Consider the following 25,690-nt stretch of genomic DNA (forward strand, 5'->3'; position numbering starts at 1 on the left):
CTCTCAGGTCACGCCGTGCGGCATTGTGGAACGCAGAAGCGGTCGAGGGCGGGCGCGGGGAGGGCCGGCGGCCGTCTCGCCACGCGCGCGAGACACAGCGCGTCACTCGGACGCATCCTCGTCGGCAGGGTCACCGTCCCGCTTCGGTGCGGAGGGTGGGAAGAGCAGGTCCTCGAATGCGTCAAGGGTGAACATGAGCGCCACCAGCGACACCGGGACCAGCAGGGCTATCCAGATCACGGCGCCTCCCGAGGGAGTTACGAACTCCTGACGCGGCTGTCAGCCACGGGTCCCCGAAGCCGGTTCATCGCCGCCTCCTCACATCGCCACTCCGGATCAGCTTCGAACCGAATCGAGCGCGGCGCGCGCCGCACCAGCCCGTGCTCCCCTCCTCCAGCGCATCCACCTGGGAGTTCTCACCCAGAGCCACCACCACACCCTTAGCCCGTTCGAGTGATCCCCGGTCGCGGCGACGGCGGCGCAGGTTCGGCCGTCCTGATCGACATCCCCGGGAGCCGTTGCTCGGGGTGGTACGGGCCGAACGGCCGTCGGCCGTGCCTTCCCGGTGAGGGAGAGCACGGCCGACGGCCCACAGATGGTCCAGGTGAGCGGAAAACCCGCTCTGACCTGTGACGTTCTTAGATGTCGAAGTACAGGCGGGCAAACCTTCTGACCTGCAGACATGTGGCTGCTTGGGCATGCACGGTGCACAATCGGTGCACATGTGGGGGAGCGGAGGGGATGGCGCTTCATTTTGACGGCGCCCGGCGTCGAGCCGACCACCGAACAGCCGGACTTGGCTATTGGCCCGCTGAGTCGGCCACGGAACAGTCGAGGATCCGCCCGTCCACGGTGCCGATCAGCAGCCGCCCCGCCTCGGTAAGTGTGAGTGACAGTGGCACAACGGGTTGGCCGCCGACTTCCAGTTGCTGCCGCCACCGCACGGCCCCGTCCGAGGTGCGCAGGGCCACCAGCTCGCCGGAGTTGAAGGCGACGTAGACCGTGTCGTCGTCCCCGTCCAGGGCGGTGGCCGGGAAGTCGGCGGTGAACACCCAGCGCGCAGCTCCGTCCCCGAGGCTCCGGCGTATGACGAAGGCGTTGCCGGGCAACAGGCCGGCACCGTCGTGCACGGCCCCCGCGTGCACCAAGTCGCGGTTCTCCGCACTGCCGATCTCGATGCCGGGCCCGCCGAAGAGGTGCCCGGCGCGCTTGGCGTCCCAGTCAAGGGGGAACAGCTGTCGCACCGAGGGCTCACCGTCCGGGCCGGCCGGATCGACGGCAACCACCCACTTGTCCCGCCATGGCTCGCGCTCCTTGCCCTGGAGGAAGAGCAGTTGCCTGCAGTGGCGGATCGGAAAAGCGTGGTTGAAGAGGTCGAATCCCCCAAGCGGCACTCGCACCTCGGGGGCTTCGCCCGCGGGCCGGATCAGGGCGGCCGGCTCCGGGTGGCGCCGGTCCCAGGCCGTGGAGCGGAGTGCCAGCCAGCCGTCGTCGCGCGTGGTGAGTGCGACGGAAGTGTCGAGACGGAGGGAGTCGAGCACCCTCCCGTCTTCGAGGGACACCCGGGCGACGAGCTGTGGCTCGGTCACCTGTTCCCGGCCCACCCAGCGCACTCGCCGCCGTTCCACGTTGACCCAGGCGTCGCGCTGACCGGCCCGGACCGCGAGTTGCCGCCCGCCTTCCTCGTCCGGGACACGCCACTCCAGACGCCCGTCGGGCAGCCACGTCTCGGCCAGCACACCGTCCGAGCAGGCCAGTACCCGCCCGTCCCGCAGCCCCTGTACGTCCCACACCTGTCGGCGCGGCTCCCACCACAGGTTTCCGGCCAACCCTGCAAGGGACTCTATGCCCCGATCGGCCGCCGCCTCCATCCTGGGCCGCTCGAACTCGACCCACTGTCCCCTCAGCTCTTCCTGCCGTACCGAGCCGGGCGCGACATCGCTCCAGTCGGACCGCTCGACGACAGCGGCGAACCCATGGGTGTGCGCCTCGTCGAAGTCGTAGTCGTCGGGCGGAGCCACCACGACGCGCAGAGTCCGCTCGCTCTCCCACCCGACGTGCAGCACCTCACGTGCCCCATGTATCACCGAGGTCGAGCGTTCCGACTCCAGATCGAGGATCAGCAGCTCACCCTCGAAGAAGTAGCCCCCGTCATACGCCCCGGTCCCGACAGCCACGACCGGCAGCGTCGGATGGAAGGCAAAGGAAAGCACGGGCCACCGGGACTCCAGGACCCACCGGCACCGCAGATCCCCCGTGTCATAGATTCCCACCCGGTACGGCCGCCACTGGTCCTTGGCGGTCCCGCACCCGGACCATTGCAGACACCCCAGGTCGCCGCCCACAGCGACGAGGCCACGCTCCTTGTTGCTGGCCACGGCCGAGGGCGTGCCGATCTCGGCGAAGGGGTGGTCCCCGAGTATGCGACTGATGGTCAGCGAACCGGACATATGGATGGAACCCCCAGGTAGTGGAGGATCATCCTCGCATCAGCCCCACCCCGGCGAGCCTGCGAGTTCCGATCATCGCGACGGCTGTGCGGGGTGCTCCGCTTCCGCCAGCCGAACATCGTTGCTCATGTGCCACAGCGTCGTCGAGCGCAGGTGGGTTACGCCGCCAAGCGGTAGCGCTTGCCGATCGCCTTGCGCGCCTTCTCCGCAGCGCCCTGGACGCGGTGAACGTACCGCCGCAGGGTGAACGCCGGGTCCTCGTGGCCGAGCAGATCGGCGAGCGTGTAGACGTCGACGCGCGCCACGCCGACGACCACATCCACATCATGGCCACCACAGTCCGCGCCGACGGACGCCGTCCCCGCACCCACCACGACGGCCAGCGCGCCCAAGCCGAATGCCGCAAGATCGAGATCGAGTTCGGCCTACGCCGCCTGAAGTCCGGCGACCTCACCGCCCCACCCACACCGACCGGCGCCGAGCGCGCCAAGGCCGAACGTCAGGGTCGGCAGATCACCCCACGCCAGTGGCTGCGCGAGCAGGCGTACGCAATCGCCGCAGCCGTACGAACGGAAGCCGACTACTTCACCGTGCTGGACTCCCTGGGCATCAAGGTCAAGACCCGCATCGGCCCGGAGACCGGCGACGTGATCGGCTACAGCCTGGCCGCCCCTGACGACACCGACGCGGCCGGCGAACAGATCTGGTACGGCGCTTCCAAGCTCGCGCCTGATCTCTCCATCAACCGCCTACGCGAACGCCTCACCGCGCAGGACATGGCAGACCGCCCCAAGCAAGTGGCGGACCCGGCGCAGGCATGGCGCAGGGCCGCATCCGCCCTGCACGCTACCCACACGGCCCTCGACTCCGCCAACAACGCCATAGCTCAGGCCCACCTGGCCGCCTTCGGCGACGTCCTCCACAACCTGGCCCTCACCACGCACGGCCCCCACCGGGCAGAACTCCGGGCAGCCGCAGTGGCGTTCGACCGAGCGCGCCGCTCGGCAATCCGCGCCGACCACGAAGCCGCCACCGCCCTCGGAGAAGCCGCCAAGGAACTCGCCTACGCCTCGCAGGCCCCTGGTGGCCTCTCCGTCGCCGTACTCTTCGCCGCCCTCCACCTGGCCCGAGCCGCAGCCCACTGGCACGCCCAACGAGGCCACGAACAGCAGGCCACCGCAGCCGAGCATGCCCTCCGCCACCTCCAGGCCGGCTACGAGCGGGCAGCCTCTCCCGTCCTGACCGAACTCACCCGCCGCACGCCCCGCCAACAAACCGCCGAACGCTTCGATGTCGCCATCCGCCACGCCATCCCCGCCCAAGCCGACCGCATCCTCACCGACCCGGCCTGGCCGGCCCTCGTCACGGCCCTCGCCCACGCCGAGTCCGCCGGCCATCACCCGCGTCGGCTCTTGACCCAGGCCGCCTCCGAACGCGAACTGATCACCGCCGAGCACCCGGCCCAAGTCCTCATCTGGCGCATCGCGACCCAGCCCAGCGATCGGGTACGGGCGACATCCAGGCGAACCCCGGTTGGCGTCCCCGCTCCCGTGCCCTCCTCGACTTACCCCGCAGCTACTGGGGTGCACGTGCGGCCTCTGGGCTGACTCCGGGGAGAGCAGCTCAGGACCAGGGGTCCCAGTGATCCTCAAGATCGGGTGCGTCGGGGTGCAACATCTTGCGGAGGCAGCGGCGCAGGCCATCGCCGTCGCTGCCCTCGATCGCACGCATCCACGGCAGCGGGGCCATCACGCGGGCTGTCTCGTCGGTGGCGAGGCTGTCCAGCATGGCGTGCAGTTCGTCCGGGACTGGTGCGTCGGAAAGGCACATCCACCCGAGCGCGGCACTGACGCGCACCTCGGGGGGCTGCGTCCGATCGGACCAGCACGACCGGGTCCACTCCAGGGCCCTCGTGTCATGGCGGGCCCGGGCCAACTCCGCAACTGCCAGCACCAGGCCCGCGCGTACGGTCGGATCGTCTTCGATGTCGAGACGCACGTGGAGCGCGTCCCGTATGACCTGCGCGCCGCCGGACGCAGCCGCCAGCACGTATGCGGTGTCCATACGTATGTCGGCCTCGGGGTCGTCGAGTAGAGCCTTGAGAAGGTCCACGTCCGCCGCGATCGTGTCACGGGCGGCCTCGACCGACCAGTTGCCCAGGTATCCGGTGACTTCGAAGCCCCATTCGTCACCGCTGTAGCGAGGCCGAAGCATGTCGGCACGCGTGCACACACCGTGGTGCCTCCAACGCGCCACCGCGGAAACCACGGCCAAGGCATCAGCTCGGTGGTGAGCCTGCGGATCAGCTCCGATACGCAGCAGGAACGGCACGGCCGGCGCCACTGCCGCCCTCATGTCGTTGGCGCACAGGCCCCCGAGCATGTCGAGGGCCCTATCGACGTCGGCTGCGTCGCCTGAGCGCAGTCGCTCCATGCTCTCTTGAACTCTGACGCCCTCAGGGAAGCGGCCCCAAGGCACCTCTTCGATCAGAAACCCGTCCTTGGCAACCGCCGGGATACCCGCCACCACCGCGCGTACGTCGAGGGGGCCTCCCACCTGCTCAAGCGGATCTGAATTGATGAACGCCCGTTCCACCGCTCGATACGCCGGGTCGTTCTCCCCCGACCTCACGCAAACCTCCACAACGAAATCTCAAGTACTACGCTCTGCGCTGTCCCAAGGAGTATCGCGGTCAGCCATTAACCGAAATCTCACCTGTCCACTGCTTTACGGAAGATCGATGATCAGCAATGCTGGCGCCTCACCTCGACCCTCAGACGGTACTGCCGAGAAGCACTATTCAGCTCGGGCGGATCACCTGCGACAGACGAGGATCCCGCCAAGGCAGGTGATCTCGTACGCGCCAATGCGGGCGATGTCGTCGGCGACGAGGGCACGGGCCCGGTCGATGGTCGCGTCGAAGGGCACGTCGTGCTGGTCTGCCCAGGCTCGGTACGAAGCCATGTGGGCGATGACGGGCTCGGGGTCACGGACGGTGATGGTCCCTGGCAGTTCGACAACCTCGACCCGCCTGAACTCCTCACCAAGGAAGGCCGGGGCCTTCTCCAGGGAGAAGCGGGCACTGAGCGAGATGCGGGCCGGGCCTCGGTCTATGCCGAGGACGTCGCCGGCGGCCCGCTGCCAGAGGTCGTCGAGTTCGGCCTTGTCCCGGTCGCTGTTGGTGGAGGCGACCACCACCCCGTCGCGGGCGACGACACGGGCCAGTTCCCTGACCGCCTGGGGGATGTCGGGCACGTGGTAGAGCATGTGGAGCGCGAGAGCGGCGTCGACGCTGCCCGCCGCCAGCGGAAGCCGCGTGGCGTCCGCCACGGCGACCGGGCCGGGGACGTCGGCCAGGATTCCGGGGGCGATGTCAAGGCCGAGCAAGGTCAGGTCCGGACGGTCCTGACGAAGCCGCTGGATGAACTTGCCGTTGCCGCAGCCGATGTCGACGACGCGCCCGCGTACTTCGCCCAGACGCTGGGCAACGAGGCCGGGCAGATCGTACCGGGGCGTCTGCCACTGGTAGAGCGACTGCCGGGCAGCCAGGTCCCGATCTCCGTTGTAGGCGCTGCCCGCCAGGCGGGCCCGGTCGGTGACGGCCGCGTCGTGGGCGGCGGACAGGTCGGTCACGTCGGCAGCTCCGGAGGGTGGGAGGCGGGCAGGTACGCACGGACGGCCGTGTGTTGGAGTCGGTCACGCAGGTGCGCCGCCCTCGCGGCTCCACCGTACTGCGGCCCTCCCAGCTCCCGCCCGAGAACGATGAGCCGGCGCACGATGCTGGCCGACATGCGCTCCGGCGAGCCCGTAAGGACGAAGTCGAGCATCTCCTCGGCGCCATCCAGGTCGCCCAGAAGCAGATGTCCGTGGGTGAGGTCGAGGTGTGAGGCGAAGAGGTCCCCCACGGACTGATCATCACCATCCGCGCTGCGATAGAGCCGGATCGCCGTCTCCGCGCTGACGATGGCCTTCTGAACGCGCTCTTGTCCGCCTACGGCCAGGAGGGTCGTTCCGGCGTACGCGAACTGTTTGGCGACGGGGAAGTCGAAGACTCCCGGCGCTTCGTCCCGATCCGAGACCGCCTCACGAGATCGTTCGGCGTCCGATAGGGCGGCGAGCGCTCCTGCCGAGTCGCCGACTATCGCCAGCGCCCGCGCCTCCAGGCTCGCCAGCCGTGTGCCGATGCTGCCGCCCGCTCTGTGCCGCCGGCCGGCCTGCGCCAGCCGGGCCGCCTGCTCATACCGCCCGGTCCAGTACGCGATCAACGACTCCACGGCCCGTACCCAGGCCAGCATCCCCTCGTGCCCAGCCGCCTCGGCACAGGCCCGTGCGGTACGAGCATGAGTGGCGGCAGAGTCGTAGTCGCCGAGGTCGAGGCAGACGTGTGCGGACAGGCCGCAGAGACGAGAGGCGGAGAGGTAGAGGTCAGTGGTCTGCCTGGGGTCCTGGCGCCCGCGCAGCAGGTCGAAGACCCCGTCCCGTAACCGCCTGATCTCGACGTACTGCTCCATCAGCGGGTGGCTCACGTACGTACGGGCGAGCCGGCCGACATCCGCCTCCAGCTGCTCTACGACGAATTCGTCGACGTTGCGCTGCGCGATGAAGCGAGCGAAGTCCGCCGAACGCACCGCGTCCTCCGCCAGGCGATCACCACGGACGTAAGTAGCCTCGGGCGCGGGCAGCGCGATCTCGACCTCGACGGCTCCACCTCCGTCCCGCCTCCCCTTGCTGACGGCAACGGCTTGGTCGAGCACAGCGACATCGACACTGAAGACCTGCGCCAGGTACTTCCGGGCGTAGGGAACGGGGACTCGCGCTTCGCGCTCGTACCGCCCGATCTCCTTGCCGGTCTTCGCGGAACGCCCCTCCAGGGCGTTGTACTCGTCGGCGACCCTCTGCTGGCTCCAGCCGCGCGCGGTGCGCAGCCGGACGAGCAAGGCGCCGATCCCGGTGTCGCCCATGCCGTCCCCCAGGAACACGTGACCTCTGGCCCCCATAGTGGCCCCCGCCTTGGCCCCCGTGCTGGCTCCCGACCCAAATGAGTTAAGTCGCTTTGCTGTTGACCATGGCAAGCAGACTCACCAACGAGGCAACCGAAACCGCCCCGGATCTCGTTCCGGCCACGGGACGGCACCGCACCATGTTCTTCCCCCGCCGTCGGACCACGCCGCGTACCGCTCGCAACTTCGTCGCCGCCACGCTGACTGAATGGGGCGAGACGAACCGCTTCGACGACATGCGGCTGTGCACCTCGGAGCTCGTCACCAACGCCGTGCTGCACGGGGCGCTCGTGGGCCGCCTCGTCCTCGTACGAGTCGACTCCCTGGATGACCAGCTGCGCATCGAGGTCCACGACGCCGGCGACAGCGCCCCGACTCAGCGGGTTCCCGAGGATTCCGCCGTCGACGGTCGCGGCCTGCTGATCGTCGCCGCGACCGCCGACAGCTGGGGCGTGAAGGAGAGAACGGGCCCCGGGAAGTGCGTCTGGGCCGCATTCGACCGCAACGAAAGCGGGGCCGCACCCACGCAGCCTCGCGATCCCGGACCGCAGGGGGACACCACATGACCATGCACCCCGTCTCGCCGAACACCGTCCTCGCCAACGCCCTCCTCCACGCCGAGGACATCCTGACCCCGCGCATCCTGGCCGCACCGCCCGAGAGGATCGTGCTGGTGGTCGGCACGCAGATCAACGGCGCCCCGCACATCGGCACCTCGCTCGTACAGTCCCTGGCCTTCGCCATGGCCGCCCGGCTGCGCGACCGCTTCGGCCTCCCCACCGAGGTGCTCTTCAGCGCCCTCGACAACGCCCCGCACGAGCTGGCCGCCGACCCCGCCAGCGGCCACCGTTACCAGCGCGCCTACGCCCAGGCCCTCGGCGAGCAGGTCCTGCTCGACCTCGTCACCGCCCTCTACCAGCCCCTCTTCACCGCTCTGTCCAGACGCCTGGGCATCCCGCACCGCATCGAGATGTACACGCAGCAGCAGGCCGGCGAGCACTACCGCCGCACCTGGCTCCGGCTTCTCCCCCGCATCGACGCAGCCCGATGGTGGCTCGCCCCCTCCACCGGCACTCCGCACCTCCGCGTCCCCTGCCCGCACCCCGGCTGCGGCTGGGCCGAGAAGCACGCCGAACGCACCCGCGTCCACCTCGCCAGCCCCGAGTCGGCGCAAGTCTTCGCCGTCTGCCTCCACCACGGTCCGTACGAGGCCACGATCACGCCCACCGCCGGCGCGTACCTCGACCTGGCCACCCTCTACCGCAACCTGGTCAAGGAACTCGCCCTGACCAGCCCCCAGGGCACCCTGCACGTCATGGTCAAGGGTGGCGACTGGGTATTCGGCTCCCACCTCGTCGACGAGGCCCTCCAGGCCGTGGGCCTCACCCGCGCCCAGCTCCCGGCCCGACTGTTCTGCCCCCAGGTCGTCACCGACACCGGCGCCAAGTTGTCGAAATCCCTCATACGAGAAGGCCGTGCCCCCTTGCCCGAGGGAGCCGCCCCTTGGATGCTCGACACCCGGCAGTGGCCCGGCACCGTCACCGAGTACGCTGACCAGCTGCTCGCCATGACCGAGACCCTGCTCTCCGACCCCCGCCACTTCTTCCGCTCGTACTCGGCCGCCGAGATCGGCCGCCTGATCACAGCACCGTCCCCCAGGAGCGTTCCCTCCCGATGACCGACCGCACCGCCCGCGTCCGCGAGCTCAACCTCTACCGCCAGTACTTCGAGCTCGTCGCCGCGGGCACCAAGACCATCGAGGTGCGGGTCAAGTACCCACACCTCGCGGACCTGGCCGCCGGCGACACCATCCGCTTTCGCATCAAGGACACCGACGAGACCTGCGACGTCGAGGTCCTGCGGGTAACCGAGTACCCCGACTTCGAGGCCCTCCTGGATGGCGAGGGCCCATCCAACGTCAACCCGACCGCCACCCGCGACCAGCAGCTCGCGAACATCTGCACCATCTATGGCCCCGAGAAGGAAGCCCTCGGCGCCCTCGCCATCGAGATCTCCCGCTCGGGACAGCCACGGGTATAGGGCGTTTACGCGGACAGTCCCGCCGTACATGCTGAGCCCGTGAACATTGATGACGTGCGCCAGGCACTCAGCACCGGTGACCTTGAAGCGCTGATAGGGCTCGAAGAGTGCGACTGGATGGACGCCGTACGTGGTCGACCAGGGCGTCCATCACAAGGAGGAACTCGTCAAGGACGTGGCAAGTTTCGCCAACGCCCTCACCGGCGGGCTACTCATCATTGGCTTCAAGACAAGCACAGCCAACGCAGTCGAGACCGTATCCGAGGTCAATCCCGTGCCGCGGGAGCGAGTGAACGTCGACACGTATCGCAAGCTGATCGATGAACGGGTCTTCCCGCAGATTCAAGGGTTGAGGCTGGATTGGATCGACCGAGGCGACGACAAGGTGGTGCTGAGCATTGATATCCCGGCCCAGCCACACGCTGCGCGCCCCTTCGTCATCCCCGCCCCCACTGGGAAGAATGGAAGCTCCTCGGTCGGCATCGCCATCCCTGTGCGACGGGGAGACCGAACGGTCTTCTGGAGTCCTCCGGAAGCGCATCGGCACCTGTCGGCGGGTTGGATGGTCATTGGTGCTCCGTCCGAGGACGAGGCAGGCGCACCAGAGACTGCCAAGGAACCGGCAGCAGCCTTGGACCGCGCCAAGGCCCAGCGGATCCTCACTGCCGTGTCCTTCGAAGCTCAGTGGTTGCGGTCCATGCAGAGCCGGCCTCCAATGCGACGGGTGAGGTTCGAGTACACGCAAGCCGTCGGAAAGGCACTTGACGATCTTCGCTACGACGACGTCGCGTTCATCGACTCCGAACTCGCGCGCATGCACGACGCGTTCCTGAGCAGCCTCGATCGCCTAAACGACGAGCTAGGGGGCATGTTTCCCCCAGAGGATGGGCCGAGCCTGCCGGTGTACGTCGAAGTCCCTCCCGAGTGGAAGATATCCGATCGTCAGCAATACGAGCAGGCCCTAGCTGACCTGTCTGCAGCACGGGACGATTTCTTGAAGGCACGTGCCGACCTCATGAACGCGCTCAACCTCAAGGGGCTGCTGAGCTGAGGGCAGTCGCGGCCACCAAATAGCGGCTACGAAGATCCATGAGCTGCTCGGCCGGCGAAGCCGCGAGCGCCCCTGGCAGTCCGCACACAGTCCGCAGGACACCCGATCAAGACCGTGGCACCCCATCGCCACCCATCACCAAAAGGCCAGGTCAGCGACCTACGGCACCCATCGCCGCAGGTCACCGACCCGCCCCATTACTAGGAGACGAAGAAGGCCGCCGCCGCACACAGAGTCTGGACAAGCAGCGAGGGCCGTTACCCCGACTATGGGGTAACGGCCCTCGCTGTCGTTTCTGACGTCAAGTCAGAGAATTGGCCGGGCGGTGCACACTCGGTGCACAAGGAGGCGGAAAGCAAGCGGTGGCACTGAGAACTGCTGAGAAGAGTTTTCGCAGGTCACAGCCTATTTCCAGGGCTTCAGTCCAGGTCGCCCGACCCTGCCCTTTAGATGTCGAAGTACAGCTCGAACTCGTGCGGGTGCGGACGCAGCTGGATCGGCGCGATCTCGTTCGTCCGCTTGTAGTCGATCCAGGTCTCGATCAGGTCGGCCGTGAAGACGCCGCCCGCCTGCAGGTACTCGTTGTCCGCCTCGAGGGCGTCGAGGACCGCCGGGAGGGAGGTCGGGACCTGGGGGACGCCCGCGTGCTCCTCGGGGGCGAGCTCGTAGAGGTCCTTGTCGATCGGCTCGGCCGGCTCGATCTTGTTCTTGACGCCGTCGAGGCCGGCGAGGAGCAGCGCCGAGAAGGCCAGGTACGGGTTCGAGGACGGGTCCGGCGCGCGGAACTCGACGCGCTTGGCCTTCGGGTTGGAGCCCGTGATCGGGATACGCATCGCGGCCGAGCGGTTGCGCTGCGAGTACACCAGGTTGACCGGGGCCTCGAAGCCCGGAACCAGGCGGTGGTACGAGTTCACCGTCGGGTTGGTGAAGGCCAGCAGCGACGGGGCGTGCTTGAGGATGCCGCCGATGTAGTAGCGGGCGGTGTCCGAGAGGCCCGCGTAACCCTGCTCGTCGTAGAAGAGCGGCGCGCCGCCCTGCCACAGGGACTGGTGCACGTGCATGCCGGAGCCGTTGTCGCCGAAGATCGGCTTGGGCATGAAGGTCGCGGTCTTGCCGTTGCGCCAGGCGACGTTCTTCACGATGTACTTGAAGAGCATCAGATCGTCGGCCGCGGCGAGCAGCGTGTTGAACTTGTAGTTGATCTCGGCCTGGCCGGCGGTGCCGACCTCGTGGTGCTGGCGCTCGACCTGGATGCCGACGTTCTCCAGCTCCAGGGAGATCTCGGCGCGCAGGTCGGCGAAGTGGTCGACCGGCGGGGCCGGGAAGTAGCCGCCCTTGTAGCGGACCTTGTAACCACGGTTGTCCTCGATCGCACCCGTGTTCCAGGCGCCGGCCTCGGAGTCGATGTGGTAGAAGCCCTCGTTCGACGTGGTGTTGAAACGCACCGAGTCGAAGACGTAGAACTCCGCCTCGGGACCGAAGTACGCGGTGTCCGCGATGCCGGTGGAGGCGAGGTAGGCCTCGGCCTTCTTGGCGATGTTCCGCGGGTCGCGGCTGTACTGCTCGCCGGTGATCGGGTCGTGGATGAAGAAGTTGATGTTCAGGGTCTTGTCACGGCGGAACGGGTCCAGACGCGCCGTCGACAGGTCCGCGCGGAGCGCCATGTCGGACTCGTGGATCGCCTGGAAGCCGCGGATCGACGAGCCGTCGAAGGCCAGCTCATCGGACGGGTCGAACGCCGTGGCCGGGATCGTGAAGTGCTGCATCACGCCAGGAAGGTCGCAGAACCGGACGTCGACCATCTTGACGTCGTTGTCCGCGATGTACTTCTTGACTTCGTCGGCGTTCTGGAACATCCAACTCCTCCTACTCCCGACCCGGGAGGGACGGGGTGGTTGTTCGGTCGTGCAGCCAGTGCGGTGGCACACGCTGACCACGACCCTAGGCAGACAGGATTTCTCCAGCATGACTCATTTGTTTCGCAGAAGTTAACCGGGCCGGGGATCCGGCCCGTCCGGCCTGCCGATCCGACCCGGGCAGGGGTGATCAAAAGCGCGCACAGTACCGTGGACGGGTGGACAACAGGCAGGCAATCGGTTCGTGGCTCTCCGGCCCCCGCGCGGCGGCCGAGGACATGGGAGTCGACTTCGGCTACCGGGGGGAGCGGCTCGGTCTCCCGCAGAAGGGGCCCGGCGCCATCGCCCCGCTCGGGCGGCGTTTCGGCGCCCTCTTCATCGACTGGGCCCTGTGCATGCTGATCGCATACGGGCTGCTCGCGAACGGTGACCGGCAGGCGGCCGGCAACTGGGCACTGCTGATCTTCTTCGTACTGAGCGTGCTGACCGTCGGCACCATCGGCTGCACGCCCGGCAAGCGGCTCCTCGGCATCCGCGTCATCGCCGAGAACGGCGGGCGGCTGGGTGTCGTCCGCGTGCTCGTACGCAGCGTGCTGCTCTGCCTCGCCGTCCCGGCGCTCGTCTGGGACCGCGACGGCCGAGGGCTGCACGACCGGCTGTCCCGTGCCGTTCAGGTGCGGATCTAGCCAGTACCACTGCCGATCCGGTCGGACCGCGGTCTTCCGCTGCCCCGGTACGCGGCCGGCCGGATCCCTGCCCGCCTCCTCGTACGGATCCCCGCACGTCAGGTCCGGGTGGGATCGCCCGGGTCCGCCCCGGACCGGTCCGGGGCGGACCCGGGCGATCCCGCTCCCGTACGCATACGAAGAGGGCGCCCCGCATCCGCCGGGGCGCCCTCTTCGTACTCGTGTCGTCGTCGGAAACGTCAGCGCATCTTTCCGCCGCGCGGCATCCGCATGCCCTTCGGCATCGGACCCTTCGGCAGCGGCATGTTGCTCATCAGGTCGCCCATGGCGCGCAGCCGGTCGTTCGTCGTCGTCACCTGCGCGCCGCTGAGTACCCGCGGCAGCTTGAGCATCGTGGTCCGCACCTTCTTCAGCGGCACCTGACCCTCGTCGTTGCCGACCGTGATGTCGTGCACCGGGACGTCCACGACGATGCGGGCCATCTTCTTCTTCTCGGCCGCCAGGAGGCTCTTCAGCCGGTTCGGATTGCCCTCGGCCACCAGCACGATGCCGGCCTTGCCGACGGCCCGGTGGACGACGTCCTGGCTGCGGTTCATCGCGACCGCGGGCGTCGTGGTCCAGCCACGGCCGATGTTCTCCAGCACCGCGGCCGCCGCGCCCGGCTGTCCTTCCATCTGCCCGAAGGCAGCCCGCTCGGCGCGGCGTCCGAAGGCGATCGCCATCGCGAGGAAGGCCAGCAGGAAGCCCAGAATGCCGAGATAGATCGGGTACCCGATCAGAAATCCGATCGCGAGGAAGACACCGAAGGTGACGATTCCCACACCCGCGACGACAAGACCGACCTTCGAGTCGGCCCGTCGGGTCATCTTGTACGTCAGGGCGATCTGCTTGAGCCGCCCGGGATTCGCTGAGGCAGCCGCAGCTGCCTGTTCCTTCCTCGCCATGTCTTGAAGTTTACGTGGCTCAGGAGGAGCGGGTCAGCGCGGCCTCCAGCACATGTTCGGTCTCCACCCGGTCCTTGGCGCGGCGCCTGTCCTCGAGCACCGCGGTCCATGCGTTGCGGCGGGCGGTGCGCTGGCCGCCGCTCAGGAGGGCGGCCTCGACGGCGCGAAGGGCCTGGGTGAAGGTCGGGAAGGCGTTGGCGCGTACGGAGGTCGCGGCCTGCATGGCGGGTGTCTCCCTCGGGGGCGTGGTGAGAACGGGAGCGAGCGTGCGTGCGGTGCGTGAAGCCAGAGTCACTGATTGGTGTTACCAGGGCATGACTGGCCGGTCAAACACCGATGAAACGTTTACGCAGCTCCCTGAAACCCTGACGCGGCCCATACGCGCCCGCCACCTGCGGAGAGCGTATGGGCCGCGCCGAATCGGCCATTACCGGCCGGTAGCCTCTTGTGCGGGAATTCACACGGCCTGGGCGGCCATGATCTCGCCGCTAGGCAGCAGCCGACCGACGCTGCTCCATCGCCTGCTGGAAGAGCCGCCCCGCCCGGTACGAGGACCGCACCAGCGGGCCCGACATCACACCGGAGAAGCCGATCTCGTCGGCCTCCTCCTTCAGCTCCACGAACTCCTGGGGCTTGACCCAGCGCTCCACGGGGTGGTGCCGGACCGAGGGGCGCAGGTACTGCGTGATCGTGATCAGCTCGCAGCCCGCGTCGTACAGGTGCTGCAGCGCCTCGCTGACCTCCTCGCGGGTCTCGCCCATGCCGAGGATCAGGTTCGACTTGGTGACCAGTCCGGCCGCGCGGGCCTCCGTGATCACCTTGAGCGAGCGCTCGTAACGGAATCCGGGGCGGATGCGCTTGAAGATCCGCGGCACGGTCTCGACGTTGTGCGCGAGCACCTCGGGGCGGGACGAGAAGACCTCGGCCAGCTGGTCCGGCTCCGCGTTGAAGTCGGGGATCAGCAGCTCGACCTTGGTGCGGCCGGCCTCGCGTTCCGCGGTCTGCGCGTGGATCTGGCGCACGGTCTCCGCGTACAGCCAGGCGCCGCCGTCCTCCAGGTCGTCGCGGGCGACGCCGGTGATGGTGGCGTAGTTCAGGTCCATCGTGACGACCGACTCGCCGACGCGGCGCGGCTCGTCACGGTCGAGCGCCTGCGGCTTGCCCGTGTCGATCTGGCAGAAGTCGCAGCGCCGGGTGCACTGGTCACCGCCGATGAGGAAGGTCGCCTCGCGGTCCTCCCAGCACTCGAAGATGTTCGGACAGCCCGCCTCCTGGCAGACCGTGTGCAGACCCTCGCTCTTCACGAGCTTGTGCAGCTGGTTGTACTCGGGGCCCATTTTCGCCCGGGTCTTGATCCACTCGGGCTTGCGCTCGATGGGGGTCTGGCTGTTCCGGACCTCCAGGCGCAGCATCTTGCGTCCGTCGGGTGCGACAGCGGACACGACCGGCTCCCTACACTTCGATTCCTCGGCGAACACCAGGGTACGCCCGTTGTTTGTGAGGCCTTTACGGATGTCCTCACGGATGCCCTCAAGGACGGCCCACGCCTGGCCAACCTCGGGCCAGGGGAAGGCATTCCTCAGGCGGTCTACGCCGGAGCCGGGGCCGTGGCCGGCGCGGCCTCGCGCTCGACGACCCGCGGCCTCAGGTCCGCGTTCTCCAGTACGTCACGAAGGTGCTTCTCGGCGACCGGCAGGACCTCCGCGATGGTCACATCGCGCCCGAGTTCGTTCGCCAGCGAGGCCACGCCCGCGTCCCGGATGCCGCACGGCACGATCCGGTCGAACCAGGTGTTGTCGGGGTTCACGTTCAGGGCGAAGCCGTGCATCGTCACGCCCTTGGCGACCCGGATGCCGATCGCGGCGAGCTTGCGGTCCTCACGCCGCTGGCCGGCATTGGACGGTGCGTACTCGGGACCGCTGAGGCGCGGGTCGAACTCCTCGTCGTGCAGCCGCGGGTCGAAGTCGAGCGAGAGTCCTCCGACCGACGGGCGCTGGTCGACCGGGTCGCCGAGCACCCACACACCGCTGCGGCCCTCCACGCGGCTGGTCTCCACGCCGAACTCCGCACACGTGCGGATCAGGGCCTCCTCCAGCCGCCGCACATGGGCCACGACGTCCACCGGGCGGGGCAGCTGCATGATCGGGTAGCCGACGAGCTGGCCGGGGCCGTGCCAGGTGATCTTGCCGCCACGGTCGACGTCGATGACCGGGGTGCCGTCCAGTGGACGCTCACTGTCCTCCGTGCGCCGCCCCGCCGTGTAGACGGGCGGGTGCTCCAGCAGCAGGCACATGTCGGGGATCTCGCCGGCGAACCGGGCCGCGTGCACGCGGCGCTGCTCGTCCCAGGCCGCCTGGTACTCGACGGCTTCCTCGCCGAAGCCCAGATGGACAAATCGCAGCTCGCTCACCGTTGTGCCTCCCTAAAGCTTTCACGGTGCACTCATGGCGCCCGGCCACTCTACGACTCGCGTCGCACGCGTCAGCGCCGCCCTCAATCCTCACACGATCGGATGAATGTGAAGCGAAGGTGGCGGTCGGCTCGGTGAGGGCCGCTAAATTCGCGCCGTTCCTCCCCCAGAGCTTCTCCCCCAGAGCTGCGCCTGGGGAGACCCCCAGGAGGTACCCCCAGGAGGTACCCCCATGGGCTGCACCCCGGGGCCCGGAAGGCAGGAGACCGCACAGCTGATGACGGAACGACCCCCGCAGCGCCATCCCAACCGCCAGCTCGCCGCGCTCATCGCAGAGGCCGGATTCTCCAACGCAGGGCTTGCCCGCCGGGTGGACCAGCTCGGCCTCGAGCACGGCCTCGACCTTCGGTACGACAAGACCTCGGTGACCCGGTGGCTGCGCGGGCAGCAGCCGCGCGGTACGACGCCGGCCCTCATCGCGGAGGTCTTCACACGGCGGCTCGGGCGGCGGTTGTCCGCGCAGGACCTGGGGCTGGACGCGTGCGCGCCGGTGTACGCGGGGCTGGAGTACGCGGCCACGCCCGAGGAGGCCGTGGACATCGTCGGCGGGCTGTGGCGCAAGGACTCGGGCAGCCACGCCGAGCTGAGGAAGATCGCGTTCACCCCGGCGGGGCTCGTCGTACCGAGCCGGGACTGGCTGATCGGGCGGGCCGACGACCGGGTCGGCCGTGCGGACCCGTCCGCCGTGCAGCAGGGGGCGGCGCGGGTTCCCGCGCAGGGCCGGGCCTCCGTGCCACGGCAGCGCGGGACGGACCGCTCGCCCGGCCAGAAGGTCACCTCCGGGGACATCTCGGCCCTGCGCTCGGTCGCCGAGCTCTTTCGCACGCTCGACCAGGCGTACGGCGGCGGGCACGCGCGCCAGGCCCTCGTCCGCTACCTGGAGCACGAGGCGGAGCCGATGCTGCGGGGCTCGTACGGGGAGACCGTCGGGCGGCGGCTCTTCGCGGCCGCCGCCGATCTGACCCGGCTCGCGGGCTGGACGTCGTACGACATCGCCGCGCACGGTCTCGCCCAGCGGTACTTCGTGCAGGCCCTGCGCCTCGCCCAGGCCGCGGGAGACCGGGCGTACGGGTCGTACGTGCTGGTCACGATGGCCCGGCAGGCGGTCTATCTGGGCCACGGGCGCGAGGCCGTCCAGCTGACCCGGGTCGCGCAGCAGGGCGTGGGCTCGTCGGCCCCGCCCGTCGTGCAGGCCCTCCTCCACGCGGTGGAGGCCCGCGGTCATGGCGTGCTCGGGGAGGTGCGGGCCTGCACGGCCTCGCTCGTACGGGCCGAGCGGGCCCTGGACGCGGCGCGGCCGGGCGACGAGGTCCCGCACTGGGCGCGCTTCTTCGACGAGGCCCAGCTGGCGGACGAGTTCGGGCACTGCCACCGCGATCTGCAGCAGTACCGGGCGGCCGTGCAGCACGCCGAGCGCGCGCTCCAGCTGCGCGCGCCCGGGTACGCGCGCAGCCGGCTCTTCTGCCGGGTGGTGCTGGCGTCCGCGCGCCTCGGGCTCGGCGAGCTCGACCAGGCCTGCGCGCTCGGTGCCGAGGCCGCGCAGCAGGCATCCGAGATGCGGTCGGCGCGTGCGGTCGAGTACGTCCGCGACTTCGAGCGCCGCCTGGAGCCGTACCGCGACGCGGCCGCGGTACGTACGTACCGGGACCGCGTCGCCGCGATCGGCTGACGCCGGCGGCTGGTTCTCGACACGTGCCGCTTCACGTCGGGTGGACCCGTGTGTCCGTCGTCGATCGCCGGACGGACTGCGGCGGTCGGCCGGTGCCGCCGATGCGGTCGGAGTGGCGTCGTCAATCGCCCAACGGCCATGGGTGGTTGGTCGTCCGGGCTCGGAGGCCGACCGGACGGGGGCTGCCCGACCGGCTTCCTCCGCGCGTGCCGCGGACCTGGATCTCCGCCAGGGAGAGGGGGGTTCGCCGCGGACGAGAGCTGGATACGGACGTGTCGGGCCGTGGTGCCCACGGGCAGCGGGACCGTCGTCGGGCGGCCCGCCTGCGCCGGGACGTGGATCGCCGTCACGCCCGGGGCGGCCCTGGCCTCCTCCAGGCCGTCGGCCGTGATCGGGTTGTCCGAGGCCGGCACCCAGAAGTCCTTGAGCCGGTCGGCACAGCAGTCGGTGCGGTTCCGGATACGGGGACGGTGGTGCGCTGTCAGGTCACTGGCAAGAGAGACATCGGATGTATCAACCGCGCTTGCTCTGTTGGTTGCGTCATCCGGCCTACGCGGCGGCTGTGCTCAGGGACGCGGCGGCGTACCCCGGCTGGACGCCGAAGTCGCGCAGGATCGCCTGCGCGGCCCTGCGGCCCGAGAACAGCGCGCCTTGCACCGTGCTCGTGTCCCGGTGGTCGCCGCAGACGTAGAGCCCGTCGAGCAGCCGCACCGCACGGCGCGGGTCGTGCGGCGGGGGCATCGCGGGGACGGCCTCCGGGTCGTGGTGGACGGCGAGCAGCTCCCAGTCGTCCGTGGGAGTCCCGTACAGCGCGGCGAGCTGGGCGCGGACGCGGCGGTCGAGGTCGGCGGGCGGGCGGCCGAGGACGGTGGACGTGACCAGCGCGCGGCCGTGCGGGGCGCGGGAGGGATCGACCTCGCTCATCACCGTGGTGTGCGAGACGGGTCCGGTGCGGTCCGCGTCCAGCAGCAGCACCGGCTCGTTCAACGGTGGCTCGGGAGCGGTGTGGTGAAGGACCGTCACGGGATGGAAGGCGGGCACGCGCAGACCGGGGAGCAGGCCGGCGGCCGTGCGGGCGCCGGTCGCGAGGAGCAGCGAGCGGCAGCTGACACGGCCGTGTTCCTCGGTGGTGACGGAACTGATCGACGCGTCGGTCACGCGCACGCCGGTGCGGACCGTGCCGGGCGGCAGGGCCTCCGCGAGCAGCTCCGGCAGCGTGGCCGCGCCGCCCGCCGGGACGCACATCCGGCCACGTGCGAAGCCGCGCAGCACCAGGTCGGCGACGCGGCTGGAGGTGGTGAGCTCCGGGTCGCCCAACAGGGCCGAGAGGAGCGGGCGGAGGAAGCCGTTGACGGTACGGGTGGAGAATCCGCGGGCGTCCAGGGCGTCCAGGGCGGGGAGTTCGGGGCGGGCGAGAAGGCGGCTCGGCGGGGTGGCGGCGAGGCGGCCGAGCGCCGTGGCGAGGCGGGCCTGCTCGAAGGCCTCGCCGAGCGGGGTGCGGGGGGCGCTTGCGAGGGCGCGCGCGGCGGTGAGTGCTCCCTCTACGCCCCGTGGGGTGTGGGAGGACCCCCGGCGTGCGCTCCGGCGCACGCCGGCCCGGTGAAGCCGGCCCTCGCTGTGCACGAGCACGCCCGGCGAGAACGAGCGGAGTTCGAGCCCGAGCCCGGCGAGGCCGGGGGTGCGGCGGAGCTCCGGGTACGAGGTGTTGACCAGAGGTCCGATCCGGTCGAGCCGGAACCCGTCGATCCGTTCCGTGGCCATCCGGCCCCCGACGGTGGGTGCGGCCTCCAGTACGGTGACCGTGACCCCCGCACTGGTCAGCTGATGAGCCGCCGACAGGCCGGCGACACCGGCCCCGACGATGACGACGTCCGCGTGGCGTGCGCTGCTGAGCACGTGCCCCTCCCCGAGGTCGGCGCGGCTGGTGTGGGGCCTCATTCCCCCAACCGGCCTGCGCAATGCGGAAGTTCGGGTGGAGAGTAGAAACCTCCTGCCTGCCGCGCCGCCACCCGCGCACGTCGGTCGCCCGGCAGCACGGGGTCGTACGTGTGTGCGCCTCCCCTCGTGGGCGGGCGCCGTCGGCGGTGGTCCGGGCCCGGGGCCTCCGGGGCGCGCGAGGGGCGGGGGCGCCTGCGGTGGGCCCACGCGGCGGAGCCGCGAAGCGACACAGCCCCGCCCAGCCCCTCCCGAACCGGGGCTCCGCCCCAGACCTCGTGTGCGAGGGTTCCGCCCCCGAATCCCCGCGCGCCTCCATCCCCCTGTGCCCTGGCGAGCGTGAGGGATTTGGGCTCCATCGGACTCCGACGCACCCGGCGGTTCGGGGCGCGCATCAAGCCGGCCCGGCGCTTGCGAGCGGACACGTGGGACCCGCCCGGGGGCGGGGCACTTGCGAAGCCCGTGCGGCCTTTACGGGCGGACGCGCGGGATCCGCTCGCAGTGTGGGGCGCCTGCGAAGCGGGTCTGGCGTCTTGAGGGCGGATACGCGGGACCCACTCGTGGTGTGGGGCGCCTGCGAAGCCCGTCCGGCGTGCGGGGACGGACGCTCCGCCCACCCGTCGGCAGCGGGAGGCTTCCGGGCCGCAGGGGTGCGAAGGGCGGGGCCCTTCGGTCAGGGCAGCGCCGCGCGGATCGCGGTGTCGATCGAGGGGTGCGTGAAGGTGAAGCCCGATTCGAGGAGCTTCTTGGGGAGGACGCGCTGGCTGCCGAGGACGTCCTCGGCGAAATCGCCGAGGACGATGCGGAGGGCGAAGGGCGGCACCGTGAAGAGGGTCGGGCGGTGGAGGACGCGGCCCATGGCCTCCGTGACCTCGCGGTTGGTGAGGGGGGTCGGGGCAGTCAGGTTGACCGGGCCGGAAAGAACGTCCGTGTCGATGATGTGACGGAGGGCCGCGACCTCGTCGTACAGGGAGATGAAGCTCCAGTACTGGTGCCCCTTGCCGAGCCGCCCGCCCAGGCCCGCCCGGAAGATGGGGAACAGGCGTCCCCAGGCGCCCCCCTCGCGGGCCACGACCAGACCCGTACGGGCGAAGGCGACCCGGATGCCCGCCTCCTGCGCCGGGGCCGTCGCCGCCTCCCAGTCCTCGCAGACCGACGCCAGGAAGCCCGGGCCGGGGGGCGCGCTCTCGTCGACGGCGCGGGCGCCGGTGTCGCCGTAGTAGCCGACCGCGGTGCCGCAGATCAGCACCCGTGGCGGCACCTCCAGCGAGGCCACGGCCTCCGCGATCGCTGCGGTGCCGAGCACCCGGCTGTCCCGGATCTCCTTCTTGTACGCCTCCGTCCACCGATGCTCACCGACCCCCGCGCCCGCCAGGTGCACGACCGCCTCGCAGCCGATGAGCCCCGCCGCGTCCACGTACTGCCGCAGCGGGTCCCACTCCACCTCGTCCGCTGCGCGCGGGGGCCGCCGCACGAGCCGTACCACGTCGTGCCCGTCCGTCAGCAGGGAACGAACGAGTGCCGTACCGATGAGCCCGGTCGAGCCGGTGACCGCGATGCGCATACGTCACATCCTGCCCGCATGGCACAGTTGCCGTCATGTCCGAGCCCGACACGTCGCCAGTCTTCATACGCCCCGCCGGCCTCGCCGACGACGCCGCACTCGGGGAGTTGGACCGGGCCACCTGGTCCACGCTGCACGCCGTGCTGCCGCGCCCGATGCCGCCGTACGAGCCGTTCTTCGACGAGGCGCACCGGCCCGACGGCTATCTGGTCGCGGAGACAGCCGCGGAGACAGCCGCGGAAACGGTCGCGGAAACGATCCCGGACGACGCCGCGTCGGCGAACGCGCAGACGGACGACGGCGACACCGGCCGCCGGATCGCCGGCTACATCCGCCTCGGGTTCCCGACCCCGCTCGCCTGCAACCAGCACGTGCGCCAGATCCAGGGCCTCGCCGTGGCCGGCTGGGCCCGCGGCCGGGGCGTCGCGCGGGCACTGCTGCGGGCCGCCGGCGACGAGGCGCGGCGGCAGGGCGCGGTCCGGATCACCCTGCGCGTGCTCGGTCACAACACCCCCGCCCGGCGGCTGTACGAGTCCGAGGGGTACGTCGTCGAGGGCATCCTGCCCGGCGAGTTCTTCCTGGCCGGACGGTACGTCGACGACGTCCTCATGGGCCGCTCGATCACCCCGTAGCGGGCGCCTCGCAGGTCAACGGGCGGATGCCGCACATCAGTTCCGGCGGACACCGCACCGCGAGCGGGGCCGGTGTGTCCGCCGTACCCGCCGCCGGTGCATCCGTCCCCCTGGACTCCGGCGCCATCCGGACCGCGTCCGTGGCCGCCGCCGAGAGCAGGCCCCAGCGGGTCGGCGCCGGGCCCGGAGCCCCAGCGGTCCGGCACCGGCAGCCGCCGCTCCTCCGCCTCCCGGTTCACCGGGTACAGGACCGCTCGCAGGGCCGGGTCCACCGCGGCCTCACGCACCAGCTCCGCGTCCAGCGCCGCCCTTCCCCCGCCTCGTCGCGCGCGCCTGACAGGGCCTCGGCGATCGACCGCCCCAGCGCTTGGGGCACGGCCGTGCCCGGCTCGCCGCCCGCCGGCAGCAGGCGCCCGGGCTCCCCGACGACGGCGGCATGACGCTGTTCACGAAGCCCGCCCCGGCCATCGACGCCGGCTTCGCCGGTCCGGACACGGTCGCCGGTGTCGTCGCACTGCTCGGTTCGGACGACGGCGCGTACCTCACCGCACGGAGATGCCTACGAGGGCGGCACGCACCTCTGACTCGTACGACTGACACGTATGACGCGACGACAGGGGCGACGCGTACGGGTCGTCACATCCCGAAGCGATCCCAGAGCGCGGGGAAACGCTCCGCCAGCGCGCGGTCGTCGTCGAAGTCGAACGGCGCACCTTCCGGCTCCGGAGCCTGCGAGGGGATCCCCAGATCGGGCGCCACCACTCCGGTGAGCTGCTCGTACGCCTCGTCCGCCGCGTACCCCAGCTCCTCCCCGTCCCCGTCGATCTCCTCGTCGAAGTCGTCCAGGAGGTCGGCGAGGGCGTCCGGTTCGTGCACCGCGCCCTCGAAGACCTCCCGCCCCTGGCCGATCAGCCAGCACCGGAAGTAGTCGAAGGCGTCGTCGCTCGCGCCGCCCAGCAGCACGGCGGCCGCACCCCACAGATCCCAGCGGTACGCGCGGTTGTAGCGAGCCTCGAAGTGGCGGGCGAAGTCCAGTACGGAGTCGGGATCGAGCTGCAGCAGCCGTTCGACCAGCAGGTCGGCCTGCTCTTCGGGGTCGCCCTCGGCGGCCTCGCGAGTGCTGTCGATGATCTCCCAGAACTCCGTCTCGTCCATCACGGGACAAGCATCGGGGTTCGCGGAGAGTGGCGCACGTGGAGCCGCCGAAATGCTGCCTTTCGGAAATGTGGACAGAGGGTGTCGGATTTCCGTGCGACCGTCGCACCATGACGACCGACACAGCACTGCAGGGGAAGATCGCGCTGGTCGCGGGGGCGACACGGGGCGCGGGCCGCGCCATCGCCGTACAACTGGGCGCGGCGGGCGCGACGGTCTATGTGACCGGCCGTACGACAAGGGAACGTATCAGCGAGGTCGGGAGGGCGACGGAGACGATCGAGCAGACGGCGGAGCTCGTCACCGAGGCGGGCGGCAGGGGCATCGCCGTGGCGACCGACCATCTGGACGTGGAGCAGGTGCGGGCGCTGGTCGCGGGCATCGACAAGGACCACGGCCGGCTGGACATCCTCGTCAACGACGTCTGGGGCGGCGAGCACCTCGTCGTCTGGAACACCAAGATGTGGGACACCGACCTGACGCGCGGGCTGCGCATGCTGGAGCTCGGCGTCCGCAGCCACATCATCACCAGCAGCTGCGCGCTGCCGCTGCTCGTGCGCAACCCCGGTGGACTCGTCGTCGAGGTCACCGACGGAACGGCCGGAACGAACCGGCGCTTCCGCGAGAACTTCTACTACGACCTCACCAAGAACGCCCCGATCCGGATGGCCTTCACGCTCGGCGAGGACCTGAGGAGCGTCGGCGGTACGGCGGTCTGCGTCAGCCCCGGCTACCTCCGCTCCGAGCAGATGCTGGAGGCCTTCGGTGTACGGGAGGAGAACTGGCGGGACGCGATCGCCGCGCAGCCGCACTTCGCGATCGCCGAATCGCCCGCGTACGTGGGCCGGGCGGTCGCCGCACTCGCCTCCGACCCGGAGCGGGCACGGTGGAACGGCCGGTCGCTCTCCAGCGGTCGGCTTGCGAAGGAGTACGGCTTCACGGACGTCGACGGCAGCAGGCCGGACGGGTGGGCGTACTTCGAGGACGTCGTGTACGGCGGCAAGGACGGGACGGCGGACGACTACCGCTGACCCTCGGTGACGGCGCCCTCGGCACCCTTCGTGTGGAGGGCGTGCATACGGGAGGCCGCCTCCGCGAACCGCTCGCGGAGGTCCGCCGGTTCCAGCACCTCCAACTCCGGGCCGAGGGAGAGGAGCTGAGTGAACGCCACCACGTCGGACTCGACGGGCAGGCTGACCGTGACCCAGCCCTGCCCGTCCGGCGGTCCCGCGGCTTCCAGAGCCTCCTGGGCGGCGGCGCGATCGGCGACGTACGGGAGCCGGCGTGCGGCGTCGGGGGAGAGCCGGACCACCACCTCGGAGCGCAGGATCGAGCGGGCGAACTGCGCCGCGCGCTCCTCCCAGAAGGCGGGCAGATCGAAGGACTCGTCGCGTTCGAAGCGGTGATCGGTGAGGGCGACGGCGGTGAAGCGGTCGATCCGGTAGACCCGGAACGACGTGCCGTCGGCGCGGGCGCACAGGTACCAGACGCCGGCTTTGAGAACGAGCCCGTACGGCTCCAACTCACGGTCGGCGTCCCGGTAGCGGGCGGCGAGCACCCGGTCGTCCCAGACGGCCTCGGCGACGACCGGAAGCAGGTCGGGGGCCGTGGGCTCCTGGTACCAGCCGGGCGCGTCCAGATGGAACCGCTGCGCCGCCGACCGTGAGGCGTTCTTCAGCGACGGCAGCAGCGCGGCGGACACCTTGAGCTGTGCGGCGGACGCCGCGTCCTCCAGGCCCATCTCGCGCAGCGCCCCCGGCACCCCGGACAGGAACAGCGCCTCGGCCTCGGTCCTGGCGAGCCCGGTCAACCGCGTCCGGTACCCCCCGATCAGCCGGTATCCGCCGGCCCGCCCCCGGTCCGCGTACACCGGCACCCCTGCCTCCGACAGTGCGAGCGCGTCGCGGGTGATGGTCCGCTCGGACACTTCGAGTTCCTGGGCGAGCTCGGCAGCGGTCATGGACGGCCGCGACTGGAGAAGGAGGACCATCTTGATGAGCCGGGCAGCACGCATGAGGCCATTGTCGCGGGCGTTGCCCCGTGCCGGTTCGCCCTGCGGGCGGCGGGACCGCCGGGTCCGGCAGGGGCGGTGTGCCGAGTGTCCGTGCTCACACGCCGGACGGCTGGAACGACCGTCGGCGCGGCGGTGTGCCGAGTGTCCGTGCTCACACGCCGGACGGCTGGAACGACCGCCGGCGCGACGGTGTGCCGAGTGTCCGTGCTCACACGCCGGACGGG

At 70.3% G+C, this 25,690-nt stretch carries 23 protein-coding genes and 1 pseudogene; 9 read left to right on the forward strand and 15 right to left on the reverse strand.

All coding sequences use genetic code 11. The features are described from left to right. Positions 1-102 precede the first annotated feature (102 nt). The 3 genes from ABT078_RS31515 to ABT078_RS31525 form a co-directional block, all read right to left on the reverse strand. Positions 103-240, reverse strand: a complete 138-nt coding sequence (locus ABT078_RS31515) for a hypothetical protein (protein WP_351233752.1) — start codon at positions 238-240, stop codon at positions 103-105. Between the two features lie 560 nt (positions 241-800). After that, a complete protein-coding gene (locus ABT078_RS31520) occupies positions 801-2,450 on the reverse strand; it encodes a PQQ-binding-like beta-propeller repeat protein (RefSeq protein WP_351233754.1) in 1,650 nt (549 codons plus the stop codon). Positions 2,451-2,608: 158 nt separating this feature from the next. Beyond that, entirely contained in the window at positions 2,609-2,773 is a 165-nt protein-coding gene (locus ABT078_RS31525) for a hypothetical protein (RefSeq protein WP_351233805.1), read from the reverse strand. Here ABT078_RS31525 and ABT078_RS31530 point away from each other — a divergent pair. After that, positions 2,747-4,057 (forward strand): annotated as a pseudogene (locus ABT078_RS31530) (relaxase/mobilization nuclease domain-containing protein); the annotation flags it as partial. The gene ABT078_RS31525 and the pseudogene ABT078_RS31530 sit on opposite strands and share 27 nt — an antisense overlap. A 16-nt stretch (positions 4,058-4,073) precedes the next feature. Here ABT078_RS31530 and ABT078_RS31535 read toward each other — a convergent pair. The 3 genes from ABT078_RS31535 to ABT078_RS31545 form a co-directional block, all read right to left on the reverse strand. Next, on the reverse strand, positions 4,074-5,045 hold the full coding sequence (locus tag ABT078_RS31535; RefSeq protein ID WP_351233756.1) for a hypothetical protein: 972 nt from the start codon (positions 5,043-5,045) through the stop codon (positions 4,074-4,076). Between the two features lie 219 nt (positions 5,046-5,264). Beyond that, entirely contained in the window at positions 5,265-6,083 is an 819-nt protein-coding gene (locus ABT078_RS31540) for a class I SAM-dependent methyltransferase (RefSeq protein WP_351233758.1), read from the reverse strand. Beyond that, the gene (locus ABT078_RS31545) at positions 6,080-7,447 is read right to left on the reverse strand and encodes an NsdA family TPR-like regulatory protein (RefSeq protein ID WP_351233760.1); all 1,368 of its coding nucleotides are present in this window, start codon (positions 7,445-7,447) and stop codon (positions 6,080-6,082) included. The genes ABT078_RS31540 and ABT078_RS31545 overlap by 4 nt, the downstream gene beginning before the upstream one ends. Before the next feature lie 68 nt (positions 7,448-7,515). Here ABT078_RS31545 and ABT078_RS31550 point away from each other — a divergent pair, with 68 nt between their 5' ends. The 4 genes from ABT078_RS31550 to ABT078_RS31565 all read left to right on the forward strand — a co-directional run bounded on the left by ABT078_RS31550 (position 7,516) and on the right by ABT078_RS31565 (position 10,541). Continuing rightward, positions 7,516-8,016 (forward strand): ATP-binding protein, encoded by a 501-nt coding sequence (locus tag ABT078_RS31550; protein WP_351233762.1) that lies wholly within the window; start codon positions 7,516-7,518, stop codon positions 8,014-8,016. Continuing rightward, on the forward strand, positions 8,013-9,128 hold the full coding sequence (locus ABT078_RS31555; RefSeq protein WP_351233764.1) for a hypothetical protein: 1,116 nt from the start codon (positions 8,013-8,015) through the stop codon (positions 9,126-9,128). The genes ABT078_RS31550 and ABT078_RS31555 overlap by 4 nt, the downstream gene beginning before the upstream one ends. After that, entirely contained in the window at positions 9,125-9,490 is a 366-nt protein-coding gene (locus tag ABT078_RS31560) for an ASCH domain-containing protein (protein ID WP_351233766.1), read from the forward strand. The genes ABT078_RS31555 and ABT078_RS31560 overlap by 4 nt, the downstream gene beginning before the upstream one ends. Positions 9,491-9,620: 130 nt before the next feature. Continuing rightward, positions 9,621-10,541: an AlbA family DNA-binding domain-containing protein gene (locus ABT078_RS31565; protein WP_351233768.1), complete on the forward strand. Its 921-nt coding sequence runs from the start codon at positions 9,621-9,623 to the stop codon at positions 10,539-10,541. Positions 10,542-10,987: 446 nt separating this feature from the next. Here the strand turns inward: ABT078_RS31565 and glnA are convergent, their stop codons facing one another. Beyond that, entirely contained in the window at positions 10,988-12,397 is a 1,410-nt protein-coding gene (gene glnA / locus ABT078_RS31570) for a type I glutamate--ammonia ligase (protein WP_351233770.1), read from the reverse strand. Between the two features lie 218 nt (positions 12,398-12,615). Here glnA and ABT078_RS31575 point away from each other — a divergent pair, with 218 nt between their 5' ends. Then, entirely contained in the window at positions 12,616-13,083 is a 468-nt protein-coding gene (locus ABT078_RS31575; RefSeq protein WP_351233772.1) for an RDD family protein, read from the forward strand. Positions 13,084-13,322: 239 nt separating this feature from the next. On the opposite strand, the gene ABT078_RS31580 is transcribed toward ABT078_RS31575, so the two are convergent. The 4 genes from ABT078_RS31580 to lipB form a co-directional block, all read right to left on the reverse strand. Continuing rightward, complete coding sequence (locus ABT078_RS31580) at positions 13,323-14,027, reverse strand: DUF4191 domain-containing protein (protein WP_351233774.1); 705 nt, start codon at positions 14,025-14,027, stop codon at positions 13,323-13,325. 19 nt (positions 14,028-14,046) lie between these two features. Further along, complete coding sequence (locus tag ABT078_RS31585; protein WP_351233776.1) at positions 14,047-14,250, reverse strand: SCO2195 family GlnR-regulated protein; 204 nt, start codon at positions 14,248-14,250, stop codon at positions 14,047-14,049. Positions 14,251-14,515: 265 nt separating this feature from the next. After that, positions 14,516-15,469 carry a lipoyl synthase gene (gene lipA, locus ABT078_RS31590; RefSeq protein WP_351233778.1) on the reverse strand — a complete coding sequence of 318 codons (954 nt, stop codon included), beginning with the start codon at positions 15,467-15,469 and terminating at the stop codon, positions 14,516-14,518. Between the two features lie 146 nt (positions 15,470-15,615). Next, positions 15,616-16,437, reverse strand: a complete 822-nt coding sequence (gene lipB / locus ABT078_RS31595) for a lipoyl(octanoyl) transferase LipB (protein WP_351233780.1) — start codon at positions 16,435-16,437, stop codon at positions 15,616-15,618. 277 nt (positions 16,438-16,714) lie between these two features. Here lipB and ABT078_RS31600 point away from each other — a divergent pair, with 277 nt between their 5' ends. After that, on the forward strand, positions 16,715-18,166 hold the full coding sequence (locus ABT078_RS31600) for an NsdA family TPR-like regulatory protein (protein WP_351233782.1): 1,452 nt from the start codon (positions 16,715-16,717) through the stop codon (positions 18,164-18,166). A gap of 549 nt (positions 18,167-18,715) precedes the next feature. Here the strand turns inward: ABT078_RS31600 and ABT078_RS31605 are convergent. Next, positions 18,716-20,104, reverse strand: coding sequence for an NAD(P)/FAD-dependent oxidoreductase (locus ABT078_RS31605; protein WP_351233784.1), 1,389 nt, complete (start codon positions 20,102-20,104; stop codon positions 18,716-18,718). Between the two features lie 670 nt (positions 20,105-20,774). Continuing rightward, complete coding sequence (locus ABT078_RS31610; protein WP_351233787.1) at positions 20,775-21,665, reverse strand: TIGR01777 family oxidoreductase; 891 nt, start codon at positions 21,663-21,665, stop codon at positions 20,775-20,777. 35 nt (positions 21,666-21,700) lie between these two features. Here ABT078_RS31610 and ABT078_RS31615 point away from each other — a divergent pair, with 35 nt between their 5' ends. Beyond that, entirely contained in the window at positions 21,701-22,297 is a 597-nt protein-coding gene (locus tag ABT078_RS31615; RefSeq protein ID WP_351233789.1) for a GNAT family N-acetyltransferase, read from the forward strand. Between the two features lie 636 nt (positions 22,298-22,933). On the opposite strand, the gene ABT078_RS31625 is transcribed toward ABT078_RS31615, so the two are convergent. Then, positions 22,934-23,452, reverse strand: coding sequence for a DUF4240 domain-containing protein (locus ABT078_RS31625; protein WP_351233803.1), 519 nt, complete (start codon positions 23,450-23,452; stop codon positions 22,934-22,936). Between the two features lie 110 nt (positions 23,453-23,562). On the opposite strand from ABT078_RS31625, the gene ABT078_RS31630 reads away from it, so the two are divergent. Further along, positions 23,563-24,483 carry an SDR family oxidoreductase gene (locus ABT078_RS31630; RefSeq protein WP_351233791.1) on the forward strand — a complete coding sequence of 307 codons (921 nt, stop codon included), beginning with the start codon at positions 23,563-23,565 and terminating at the stop codon, positions 24,481-24,483. Here ABT078_RS31630 and ABT078_RS31635 read toward each other — a convergent pair. After that, positions 24,474-25,466, reverse strand: coding sequence for a helix-turn-helix transcriptional regulator (locus ABT078_RS31635; RefSeq protein ID WP_351233793.1), 993 nt, complete (start codon positions 25,464-25,466; stop codon positions 24,474-24,476). The genes ABT078_RS31630 and ABT078_RS31635 overlap by 10 nt on opposite strands. Positions 25,467-25,690: the final 224 nt, after the last annotated feature.

It is taken from the genome of Streptomyces sp. NPDC002133, assembly GCF_040296405.1.
GTDB lineage: Bacteria > Actinomycetota > Actinomycetes > Streptomycetales > Streptomycetaceae > Streptomyces.